The 12,745-nt window shown below is 40.6% G+C and carries 6 protein-coding genes; all 6 read right to left on the minus strand.

Features of this window, described 5'->3' with window-relative positions:
- Positions 1–29: 29 nt before the first annotated feature.
- Positions 30–3,719 carry a helicase-exonuclease AddAB subunit AddA gene (gene addA, locus P3F81_RS11390; protein ID WP_147669657.1) on the minus strand — a complete coding sequence of 1,230 codons (3,690 nt, stop codon included), beginning with the start codon at positions 3,717–3,719 and terminating at the stop codon, positions 30–32.
- Entirely contained in the window at positions 3,695–7,135 is a 3,441-nt protein-coding gene (gene addB / locus P3F81_RS11395) for a helicase-exonuclease AddAB subunit AddB (RefSeq protein WP_309320412.1), read from the minus strand. Before addB ends, addA begins: the two co-directional genes overlap by 25 nt.
- A gap of 9 nt (positions 7,136–7,144) precedes the next feature.
- Positions 7,145–10,195, minus strand: a complete 3,051-nt coding sequence (locus tag P3F81_RS11400) for an AAA family ATPase (protein WP_147669655.1) — start codon at positions 10,193–10,195, stop codon at positions 7,145–7,147.
- Entirely contained in the window at positions 10,192–11,346 is a 1,155-nt protein-coding gene (locus tag P3F81_RS11405) for an exonuclease SbcCD subunit D (RefSeq protein WP_147669654.1), read from the minus strand. The genes P3F81_RS11400 and P3F81_RS11405 overlap by 4 nt, the downstream gene beginning before the upstream one ends.
- 303 nt (positions 11,347–11,649) lie before the next feature.
- Positions 11,650–11,892, minus strand: a complete 243-nt coding sequence (locus tag P3F81_RS11410) for a hypothetical protein (RefSeq protein WP_147669653.1) — start codon at positions 11,890–11,892, stop codon at positions 11,650–11,652.
- 145 nt (positions 11,893–12,037) lie between these two features.
- Positions 12,038–12,646, minus strand: a complete 609-nt coding sequence (locus P3F81_RS11415; protein ID WP_147669652.1) for a recombinase family protein — start codon at positions 12,644–12,646, stop codon at positions 12,038–12,040.
- Positions 12,647–12,745 lie beyond the last annotated feature (99 nt).

The following is a 12,745-nucleotide window of genomic DNA, read 5'->3' on the forward strand; positions in this document are numbered from 1 at the left end:
GTCTATGCGATTGCATAGACACCTCATTTTCATTCTACACGAATTACCTTCCCCATAGAAAATAAGTAAAGATATTTTTCGCTGACTTTTTTCTTAAAAATCTTTTCTATCGCTTTTGCATAAAGATTCAATTGAAACGCATGACGGTTTCTTATTCGCTCTTCTTCATCCGCTTTGTCGGTCTTATAATCAAGCAAAATCAATTTGTCCCCTTCATCAAAAAGCACGTCAATTACCCCTTGAACGAAAATTTTTTCATTCCCGCCTTGCATTGTATCATAAATTTCACCTGCATCAAGCATCATACTAAAGGGTAATTCACGCCGTACCTTTTGGGATTCTTTCATCCGTTTTGCTAAATCACTCTTTAAAAATGAAGTTAATCCATATAGATTAATCATTGATAATTGCTCTGGAAGAATAATTTCTTTCTCGACCATTTTTTCAAGGTTTAACCGCACAGCACTCTGGGTCGACTTAATATCCAACGGCAAATGTTGCATCACATTGTGCATCAAAGTCCCATATTCCGCACCAGTCAATTCTTTCAATTCCTGTTTAAACCGCGGTCTGGTAAAGGTTTTCATCTCCTTTGCTTCTCCCATTGGCATGTTTTGTCCAAATCCATCCTGCTCAATGTTGTCAAAGCGACGTTTCATTTCCGTTACGGAAAGTTTTGCCGGCTTATCAATCGCGTCTTGATATGGATATTGCCAGTTCAAAATTGCTTCTACTGCTTCTTTTTGAATAGAAGCAGGAAGCTCTGCTTTTTCTTTAATTTTCTGTAAAAATTCTGCATTCACTTCCGTTAAGGCGGGTTCGGAGCTAAGTAAATCTCCTGCCTGGATGATTTGAATACGCCACTCGCCCTTTGCATCCCACATCGGATTCGCTACATAGCCTTCATAACCACTATATCTTCGCAAAACTTCGCCGCTTTCATGACGAAGCAACGACGGAGCAAGCCAATCTAAGAAAGTTTTCGCAGATAAAATCGTATCTTGTGGCAGCTCCTGCGTCTTTGTTGTTATTGCCTCACACCATTTTGTCGCTTTTTTCGCCAATTCTTTGACAGCACCAACAAGAATTAACTTTTCCCGTGCCCTTGTCATTGCTACATAAAGCACGCGCAACTCTTCCGCTTTGCTCTCATTTTCCATTTCCCGGGCAATAATATTGCGCAATACCCCTGGATAACGGAGCCTTGCTAGAGCCGTATCCCCGCCGCTGGTAATTGAAATGCCTAAGCCAAGTTTTTTGTGCAAAAGCATCGTTTTATTTTTATCACGCATATTAAATTGTTTGCCAAGATCGGCAAGAAATACAACGGGGAATTCTAACCCCTTACTTTTGTGAATGCTCATAACGCGAACGACATTTTCACTCTCACTGAGTGTTCTCGCTACCGACAAATCCGTTTTTTTTGCCCGCATTTTTTCAATAAAGCGTAAAAATCGGAATAACCCGCGAAAATTTGTCGCTTCATATTCTCCTGCCCGATCATACAGCATCCGAAGGTTTGCCTGACGAAGCAAGCCTCCTTCCATACTCCCGACATAATCGTAATACCCCGTATCGTTAAACAGCTGCCAAATAAGTTCAGGCACGCTCTTATGTGCAGCTGCATTTCGCCATTTTTCTAGTCGTTCGACAAACTCCTTTAATTTATCAGCAAGCTTGTCATGATTCTTTTTACGATAGGTACACAATGCATCCCATAAATCAACATTTTCCTCAGCTAAACGAATGAAAGATAGCTCCTCGGTTGTCAGCGCAATCATTGGTGAATACAAAACGGCTGCCAACTCAATGTCTTGATGTGGATTGTCGATAATAGCGAGTAAAGCTAACATAATTTGCACTTCAATCGCCGCAAAATACCCTGCCGACAATTCTGCATAAGCAGGAATATTATGATTTCGGAGCGTCTCCAGCAAAACATCCGATTTACCTTTCACCGCTCGTAGTAAAATAACAATATCGCGAAGCATCAGCCGACGATATCCACCACTATCCTTGTCATAGACTTGATAATCTTCCTGCATTAATTGTTCAATTCGAGTGGCAATCCACTCACTTTCAAGTGCAAAGGTGCTCATATCCTCGTCTTGTGCACCCTCATTTTCTTCACCAACATCACTTTTCACGCAATCAATTAAATTGAGTTCTACAGGTTCAGCAAAACTTTTCCCCTCGCATACAGGATAGTCTGCTTGGGCAATCAATTCTGCACCCCGATAGTCAAGTTCTGTCGCTTTAAGTGTCATCACTTGCGCAAAGATAAAGTTAACCGCGTCAATAATCGCTTCTCTGCTACGATAATTATTCGATAATTTTATCAATGTATACGAATCACCACGCGTTGGATATGTTTGATATTTTTGATTAAAGAGCTCTGGTTCTGCTAGACGAAAGCGGTAAATACTCTGCTTCACATCCCCTACCATGAATAAGTTTGCTTGCCTGCCGCGCTTTATCAGCTGCAAAATTGCTTCCTGTAACCCATTGGTGTCTTGATACTCGTCAATCATCACTTCCTGATATTTCGCTTGCAAAGCGTTTGCCACAGCGGACGGAACAAGTTCGCCATCTACGGTTTCCTGTAATAAATCTAGACAGAAATGTTCTAAATCATAAAAATCAACGATACTTTTTTCTTGTTTCGCTTTTGCAAATCGTGAGCCAAATTCCTTGACTAACTCGACAATGGCTGCTGCCACCGGCTGAATCGTCAGAAATTCCTGCCGAATTGCTGCAAAATCTGCATAAAAGAATTTTTCACACAATTGTGTAATGATCCCTTTATAAGTTTCACGGTTTTTCTTTAGCGCATCCTTAACCTCTTCATCTGCATCTTTCGGTGCATTCGCCAATCTGCCAAAGGAGTTTTTCGCAATACATTCATCTATCTTTTGCCAGGAAGTTTCAAACGCTATAATAAACTCATTAATATACGCTTGATCAGCAGCTAAAGTTTTGTCATAGGCAGTAAACATTGCCTCTTCAGCGAGTCTTATGCTGGCTTCAATGAGCTCTTTACACCTTGCTAAATCAGCACTTACCTTCTCGCGTAAAGCTTGTCCCCAAGGCGATTGCCAAATCGCCGTTTCCTCGGTAAATACAAACGCGTCATTTAACTGATCAAGCCAAGCAGTTGGATTCGGATTACTACGCGAAAACTGATAAATATCCAAAAGCATTGCATAAAGTGCATCATCCTGATGCTTTTTCCCATAATGGTCAATAAATAACCGAAATACTGGTTCATTTTCTAGGTTTGCATATTTTGCTTCAAATAGGTCTTCAATCATTTCATATTGAAGCAATGTCAGCTCGGCTTCATTGGCAATGCGAAATTTCGGATCAAGATTTAAACGGTGGAAATTCTGCTTCACAATCGACTGACAAAAGGAATCAATCGTCGTAATCGATGCATTATTTAGTAACATCTGTTGCCGTTTCAAGTGATGTGACTGTGGATTTTTTGCTAGTTCTTTTTCAAGCGCCATACTGATTCTTTGCCGCATTTCTGCAGCCGCCGCTTTCGTGAAGGTTACCACGAGCACCTTATCGACTGAAAAATCCTGCGCTTCATCGAGAATCCGTTCAATAATCCGCGTAACGAGCACGGAGGTTTTCCCTGAGCCGGCGGCTGCAGCAACGAGAATATTTTTGTCATACGTATAAATTGCCGCTAATTGTTCTTTTGACCAGCCCATTTTGTTACCTCCTCATTAATCTTTTCCATAATTTCCGTATCCTCGAGTAGGTTTAACTGCTCGTATTGATAGCAGGATAAACTTTTATCGAACCGGCAAACTGCACCGTAAGGACAATACATACAACCGGTACGCTCTTTTAATTGATAAGGCTCAATGCGCACATCACCGGCTAAAATACGATTGCCAATTTGCGTAAATTTATCGCCGACAAAATCAATCAGCGTCTGAAATTCTTCACTGTCTTTTACATTTGGCTGCGTCGATTTTGTAAATTCCATATCCTTTTTTACGGCAAAGCGAATAAAACCAAACGCATCGTTAAAAGTGCTGTCAATCTGCCCTAGCATATCTGCATCTGCCAACGCCCAGCCCGGCATTTTTCCTTGCTTCGCTAAAGCTTTTTTCAATTCTACCTCATTTAGTTTTTTCGATTCCGTAATAAAAGGAATCGTCAAAAAGCAATACAGCATTGCCGCCGGCAATGCCTCGCGGGCAAAAATAGAATCAGCGTACTTTTGCACTGCCAATAGATACGTTAAGAGTTGCAATTTTAATCCATAGAAAACGTCAATAAGCGCTACATCTGCTTTCCCTGTTTTATAATCCATCACTAAATAATAAAGGTTTCCATCAACTTCTACACAATCAATGCGATCAATCTGTCCTGTCAGTGACAACCTGTAACCATCCTTCAGCAGATAAGTCAGTGGTGGTAAATCTCCATCCACTAAGCCGAAAGATTTTTCAAATGCCATCGGTTCAAATGCGCTTGCCGCATCAAATTGACTAAGGCGTGCAATCGAAAATTCTGCTGTTTTTTTCAGGCGCGCTAAAAGATGCTTATTTTGTGAGGAACTTTGCAACACCATATAATCCGGTTGTTCTTTTAGTGTATCCACAATACGACTACAGCGCAGTTGTTGTTCTTGCGGCGAAATTTCCCGCCACCGTTTTCCTTCTTTGAGTAAAGCCTCGCCATAACAACGCAAGACATCATGCAAAAACTTTCCAATATCAAAACTTTGCAATTGATATAACGTCCGTTCTTTTAACTTTAACCCATATTCCGCGAAATAACGAAATGGACAAGCAGTAAATTTTTCAAAGCGCGTAACGCTTCCACGCAGGTACTTATGTTTTGCATAGAGCTGACGGGCAACTTCTGCGGATAGTGCATCATCTGCTCTCGTATAAAAAAGGCCAGCCAAAGATGTATTTAATACCAGCTTTAATGACTCTGTATGAATTGCCCAATTATAAACATCCTGCCACACAGGATGTAAATTTCCCGTCTTTTTAAAGTTGCGCAAACTGCCGGTGAGTGCACTTACCGCTTGCCTGCCCGTGCCGATAAATGGCAAAATATCGTCTTCTTGCACAATATCGAGCGGTAACTGCATCACTTTTATTCCATCTATCCATTTACGGATACGTTCAATTAAGGTAGACGGTAATAGCCCATTCCCCTCATTGTCGGCAAGAGGGTAACTCAGCCACAACATTTCACTGGCTCTTGTCAACGCAGAATAAACGAGGAATCGTTCAGCAAAATTATCACTGCCCGTTCCTGGCGCAATGGGTAAGCCAGACTCATGTAACAATAAGCGCTCCGCATCATTTAATATTCCTTCCATCCGCCCGCGTTTTGGTAATACGCCTTCGTTAATTCCTACGATATAGATTGCTTTTGCATTTTCACTAGAATTTTGCTCAATCGTCGTAATCGTCACAAAATCAAGACTTGCTGGAATTAAGCTAAGCTCCAGCCCTTCTAAGCCATCGATTAAAAGCTCTTGATATTTCGTCAGGGATAACTTTTCTTCGCCGCACGTTTCGACCAATTGATCAAATAAATTTATGATTAAATTCCATAACTGTTCATATTCGCGCGCCTCGGCTAACTGCCCATCTGCTTGTGCCTGATCAGCTAGAGTGATTAACTGCTCTGGGATTTCCATAGATTCTAAAGTATCATATAAAGCATCTGTATATTCACTGACCGTCTGGCAGCTCTTCAACTTTTCCTGCAATGCATTGAGCGGCACAATCAGGGTTTTCCGAATCAAATTTATTTCTGCCAAAGCTTCTTCGGCAAAGTTTGCACCTTTGCCGAACTGCCATTCTTCCTGCCATTTTTCCCCTCGAACGCCATACATCAACACGTAATTTTCAACTTTGTCAATTTGGTCGCGTTTTACGGGGAAAAATCCTGTTTTTAATACACGAAATAACGGTTCATAGCGCCATCCCTGCAATGCATCTAAAATAGAACGCAGAAATTCTGCTAACGGATGATGCACAGCCTTTCTTTTACCATCACGAAAAAACGGTATCTCTAGATCAGAAAAGACATTAGCAATCAGGTCACTATAATTTTCTGTATCACGCAGCAAAACCGCCATATCACGCCAACGGTAATTTAGCTCACGACATTTTTGAATCATGTCGATTGCCATTCCTTCTACTTCTTTACGACGGTTTGCCGCTTCCACAATATTTATTTTTCCTGCACTCTTTATCTGAATTTTCTTAGCAGTGACAAGTTTTTCTTCGAGGCTTTCTAATTCTTCAGCAGCAGCAAAACGATATCGTTCACTCATTTCTCGCTCTTTTACGTGAACATCCAATTCACGCGCGATTTGCATGACGTCTTGACGAGTCTGCCATTGGCGGTGAAATAGTGCCACCTCTTGTTGATGCACTGGTGAATCAATCTCCTCTATGCAAAGCGTAATTTTCACTTCAGCTGCAGTAAGCAATAATTGCCTAAGAATCGCAAGTTCTTGCGGATTAAACCAAGTGAACCCATCAATCCAGACTTTTGCGCCACACACTAACGAAGATAGCGACAATTTTTCTGCCAACAAATTTAAGCAATCTTCCGCATCTGTATATTTTCCATCCATATAATCAGCAAAATCCGTATAAATCAGCGATAAATCCGTTAGCTTTTGCTTGAGCATCACATCATTTACCTGCTGGCTTGCCGAATAAATCGCTGCTGATTCAATTCGATAGCTCTTAAATTCTTCGATTAAATTCACAATCGTTTCCGTAAAATTTCTTTGTTTCGCCGCACGTGCAAAAGCGCTAAATTCACTTTCTCGCGCTGACAAAATCCTATGTACAAGGAGTCGCTTTCCCAAGTCGCTAATTCGAGGCTTTAACGCACCGCCTAATTCTAAAAGCACACGATGCGCAAAACGGCGAAACCCCATAACATAAGCACGAGTAAAGCCGCCCAAATCTTTTGTACTCGCCAATTCTTTTTCCAGCTTAAACGTCGCATGTTCAGGCACCAATAATAAAAGCGGTACGCCATCTGGAGAATTACGCAGTTCTCGCTGAATTTCATCTAAGCACAACTGCGATTTTCCCGTGCCGGCGCGACCATAAATCAATTCTAACTGCAACGCAATCACCTATCCTACATAAAATTTTGCACTACTGCCGTGCTTGCCGATACTTACCTGTAACCTCGCGTCGATACGCTCTTTTAATTCCGGCACGTGGGAAATAATACCAACGAGTCTGCCGCCATTTTGCAGTTCAATTAAAGTATTCAGTGCCATATCCAGTGACTCAGGATCTAGCGTACCAAAGCCTTCATCGACAAAAATCGTATCAAGACGAATCCCACCTGCATATTGTTGTACAACATCCGCAAGCCCAAGAGCCAGTGCCAGCGATGCCAAAAAGGTCTCACCACCTGACAATGTCGCTACTGACCGCGCAACCCCTGTATTATTATCAAACACTTCGAGGTCTAGCCCACTGGCTGATCCTTTTCGTGCAACATCTGTCGTACGCTGTAACAAATACCTTGATTTACTCATTGTTTTCAGCATTACATTTGCCGCTTCCGTTACCTGCTCTAATAACGAACCCAAAACAAAGCGCTGTAAATTCATCGAAAATTTGTTATCGCCCCTTGTCACTTGATATAGTTTTGCCAAGACGCCATTTTCCGTCTGCATTTTCATCAACTCTGCTTCCAGTGCATGAATCTGCTTCGCGTTTTTTCGCTGTTTTTCTAACGCTAAATTTAGTTTTGCCAAGTTGGCAATCGCTTGCGCTTGCATTTCTTGCAAAACATTATATTTGCTTTTGATTTCTTCTAAATTCGGCTGAATGAATCCTTGAATTGCACCTTTTGCTCTTACTATACGCTCTTTGCTGGCGGCAAAATTGCGATCAAACCTTAGCAATCCATCACGCAAAGCAGGGATATCCCCCAACCGGTGTCTCGTTTGTACATAAGCCGCAAACTCTGCAAACCCTTCTGCTTCCATCCGCGCATAAAACGCTGTTTTTTCCGCTTCAAATTCCGTCTGTGTTTGCTTTAAATTCATTTGTATACTTTGCAAAGTCGCAATAGCGCTTGCCGCTGCTTCTTTTGCTGCCTGTAAGCTTTGCTGGGCACGTTCAAAGTTTTCTTTGAGTGCAAGCTGTTTTGCTCTTCCTTCCCTAAGTAAAGTTTGTAATACTTCAAGCTCGCGATATTCTTCCGGTACAGACTGCTCACGTTCCTGAAATACTGCCTGCAGCGCTTGTGCTTCACCATCTGCGCGCTGAAAAGCTTCCTGCATCTCCTTTTGTCTCTTTGCCCCGCGTTCTTGTGCTTCCTTATATCTAGCAATTTTCTCTTTAAGTGGCGCTAACTTCTGCATAATCATATGCGTAGTTTCATATTGCTGTTTTGCAATATCCGCTTTGCGCCTAAGGTCCTCAAGCGAAAATGATGCGAATTCTGCCAATTCTTTTGTAAAATGCTCGCTTTGCGCAACTAACGTTTCCTTGCGAATCATTGCTTGTTGAAGATCTGCTTGCGATTTTGCTTGTTTTTCTTCTAACTGCACAAGTTTTTCCTGCAAAGCGTCTATGGTCTGCTGGGTTGGCAAATCTTCTAATAAAGCTGCAAGCTTAAGATGCTCTTTCGCTCCACAAACAGGACAAGGCTCGCCTGCTTTTAATTCTTTCGCTAATAAGCCTGCCTGCCCGATATTGAATAAATGTTGCATCTTACCAAACTCCGTTTGCATCGCCTGACGCTCTTCGATCACTTTATCTAGCGTAAGCTGCAATTGTTGAACCAAATTCTTAGCTCGGCTGATTTCTTTTTGCACTTTGCTTAATTGCTGGTGCTTATCTACCGCCTTACTTAACGCATCCACCTGCATTTTATAACTATCGACTTTAGCCGTTTCGACAAGATAGCTCTGTTCTAGTTCGAGCATTTTTTGTAAATCTGCTTCTAAATTTGCCAGCTTTTCCTCAACTGTATTTTTTTCTATAAGTGCTTTTTTCGCTACAGCTTCTTTGTCCTGCCAAGCTTTTTTCGTTTCTGTCAGTGCACTCGTCTGCTTTACATACTCTTGAAGTTTAAGTATTTGATTGTCTAACGATTGGCGCTCTGCTTCTTTTTCCCGTTCCACTTGAAATGCTGTCTGAGCATCTTTCACTTTTTGCTGCGTCATTTCCACCGCTTGTTTCTGTTTTACCTCAGCTTCTTGATACTGCTTGCTATCTTGTTGAAGTTTCCGCACGATTTTCTCTGCTTCTGCTAATTTTTCTGCCCGTTCCAGCATCGCTAGTTCACTGCGCTTTGCCTCCATCTCGCCTAAAAGTAAATTTACCTGTCCAAATGCTTCCTCTGCACTTTCGTATTCTTTAAACTTTTGCTCAACTAAATTTGCTTCGTTTAACTGCTCTTGCGCTTGTTGGTATTCAATTTGAACTGTTTGTAATTTTTTATTTGCAGTTTCTGTTTCTATTTTTAACTGTGCGATTGTTTCCTCTAAACTAGCTAAAGAATCTGTACTTGCTTCGGCAAGCAACCATTCTTTTTTCTCATATATCGCTTTTATTGCATCAGCCTTTTCTTTCGCCTTCTTCTTCAAATGCTCTTCAATTCGTTGATAAAGTTCCGTCTTAAACAGCGTTTTCATAATTTGCTGGCGTTCCTCTGATTTTGCTACCAACAATTTGCGAAATTCACCTTGTGGTAGTAGTACAACCTGACGAAATTGGCTGCATTGGAAGCCAAGTAAATCTGTAATTTTCCGCGTCACATTTTCATATTTAGCTTCAAGCAAAGTCTCTTTTTCACCATCAATTTTGTAAAGCTCTGCTTCCGGCTGTTGCTCAGTTATGCCATCGCCTTTCTTTTTCGGCCGTTCCTGCCGTGGACTGCGCCGAACTCGATAAACTTCATTGCCAATCGCAAAAGTAAAGCTAACTTCCGTCAATACCAAAGGATCGGCATGGTCGCTTCGCAGCGCCTTTGCTTCCCTTAAGTCACTCGTCGCACTCCCGTATAGTGCATAACAAATTGCGTCGAGAATCGTCGTCTTGCCAGCGCCAGTTGCCCCGTGAATTAAAAAGAACTTCCGCCCTTTTAAATCAGCAAAATCTAAGCTCTGCTCACTTGCATAAGGACCAAATGCACTCATTGCCAATTGCAAAGGCTTCATAGCTTCACCTCCCGCTCAACCAGCATGAGTTCTTCTAAATTATCAGCAAATACCTTGCTTTCTTCCTTCGTGATTGATTCACCTGTTACTTGCTCATAAAATAAAGCGAATAAATCATTTTCGCTCATTTTGCGATGGTCAATCTTTTTCTCGCTGAATGCACCATCCATCATGAGCGTTGGTCGCTCAACTTGCATCAGATTTGGATAAATCTCACTCAATTGACCAAATACATCTAAAATAGGCTCACGGTTGCTAAGCTTGACACTAATATAGTCATTACTGGAAGGATGTAGATTGCGATTCTGCAATATCGTATAAAAATCCCCCTCAATAATTTTGACATCGTGTTTCGGTGTAAGCTGAATCGTTTCCACCGAAACTTGTCCATCTTTGTCCATATCGACAATCTGAATTCCCTTTTTCTGTGTTGCTTCATCAAAAGAGTATTTTAATAATGACCCGCTATAGCGAATATTTTCTCCACCTGCCAACTGTGCATTATGTAAATGACCCAACGCAGTATAATGAAATGGCTGAAATAATCTGTTTTCAACATAAGAGCTTCCTCCAACCGATAAGGTCCGTTCCGATTCACTTACCATTCCACCGGCAATAAAGGCATGCGCAATCGCTACCTTACGACTTTGCGCCGATAAAAATCGTTGACTGCGCGCAATCAAAAATTCCATCGCTGCATTCGCATCACTTAAATTTTCTTCACCAAACACCGCTCTTACTAATGCCGGTTCGGCATAAGGAAATGGCATAAACTCAACTTCCCCATAACGATCTTCAAGACAAATCGGCAGAATTTCCTTTGTTAAATTGCCAATCACATATAACCCCTGTTTCGCTAACAATTGACTGCCAAAATTAATCCGTTCAGGACTGTCGTGATTCCCAGCAATTAAAATCACTGGAACCTTTGCTTTTAGCACCAGTTTCGCTAATGTATCATCCAAGAGTTCTACCGCATCCGTTGGCGGTACTGCTCGATCATAAATATCCCCGGCAATAACGACTGCCTGCGCTTTACTCTCTTCAACCAAGTCGCAAAATTGCGTTAAAACATAAGCTTGATCATTGGTTAAATGCTGCCCATGAAACAGCCTGCCAAGATGCCAATCCGATGTATGTATAAATCGCATGTAGCCAACCCCTTCAATATAATTTGTTTATTTTTAATCATCTCGCCCAATATAATCTTTTTTATAAATTAAAAATTGATTCAAAGAGAAGTTTATCTCCACCTGGACCCGCTGTATCCAAATTTATCCGCTCGCCTATGGTCTCTTATTGAGAGTTGGAATCTGTAAGGAACCTAACAAAATCTTTGATTTTGTATGAAGCGCTAATTCTATCAAATGATCGAAGCGGGCTTCGAATAAAATGACAAAAGAGCTTATTTATCAGTTATCATCTAATAAATAAGCTCTTTTTATTATACTACATTATTCCCTGTTATTTTCACAGAAGTTTAGAAGATATGTTTTGGCTTCTTCTCTAGATTCAAAGATGTTCCAGCATCCTGTTATATAATTAACAGCTTCATTCCACTCATATAAAGAATGCTCGTAAAGATATATTTTATTAATAATATTTTTACTTAACTTATGTTGCGCCTGCTTACGCAGATCCGATAGATAAACAGAATCCGTATATTGAGTAAATAAATCTAATAAGCTGTTTTGCAATCTAAATCCCCCATTTCATTAAATTCCAAAAAGTATACTTTTTGGAATTTGCTGAAATAAAGTGAATTTATTGTTACAATGCATCAGATATGTTAGTATAATATGTATATAAGTGACAAATCAAAAAGTATACTTTTTGAACTAATTATTGAGCACAATTTGCATATTTTTTTGCTTTACGATAAAAAGTACTACGTGACATGTCTAATAAATCAAGTGCTTCTGGAAGCGTTATCAGCGCATTTTTCCAAGATTGACAAATCGTCGGGAAATTACTTGGAATTTCTTTTTCTGGCCTGCCAAATCGAACTCCCCGCTTTTTCGCTGCTAAAATCCCTTCCGCTTGCCGCGCCCGAATCATTTCTCGCTCATTCTCAGCGACAAAGGATAGTAATTGTAAAACCAAATCCGAAATAAACGTTCCTAATAAGTCTTTTGAAATTGTCGTATCCAGCAATGGCATATCAATTACTCGTATATCCACCTTTTTATTTTTTGTAATATATCTCCATTGAATCAAAATTTCTTCATAATTTCGCCCCAGTCTATCTATACTTTTAACAATAAATAAATCTCCCTTTCGCAGTTTACGTAAAAGTCTTTTATACTGCTTTCTCTCAAAATCTTTTCCACTTTGTTTGTCAATAAAAATATTTTGTATTTCAATTCCCAAATCCAAAAAGGAAAGCATTTGTCGCTGCACATTTTGATCTCTACTTGATACTCTAATATATCCATATACCTGCTTCGTCATTTTTATCCTCCTACATCTAAACTTCATCATACAGCTCTAACTTATTGTAAATGTAAGCTCAAATGAAAAACAGTAATATAAAGGAAGGGTGTTGCAATC

It is taken from the genome of Selenobaculum gibii, from assembly GCF_030273445.1.
In the GTDB taxonomy this organism is placed as follows: Bacteria; Bacillota; Negativicutes; order ICN-92133; family ICN-92133; genus Selenobaculum; species Selenobaculum gibii.

Bases quoted from the DNA above. Each gene is read 5' to 3' on its own strand.
- addA (WP_147669657.1), bottom strand. From the start codon at position 3,719: ATGGGCTGGTCAAAAGAACAATTAGCGGCAATTTATACGTATGACAAA.
- P3F81_RS11400 (WP_147669655.1), bottom strand. From the start codon at position 10,195: ATGAAGCCTTTGCAATTGGCAATGAGTGCATTTGGTCCTTATGCAAGT.
- P3F81_RS11405 (WP_147669654.1), bottom strand. From the start codon at position 11,346: ATGCGATTTATACATACATCGGATTGGCATCTTGGCAGGCTGTTTCAT.
- P3F81_RS11415 (WP_147669652.1), bottom strand. From the start codon at position 12,646: ATGACGAAGCAGGTATATGGATATATTAGAGTATCAAGTAGAGATCAA.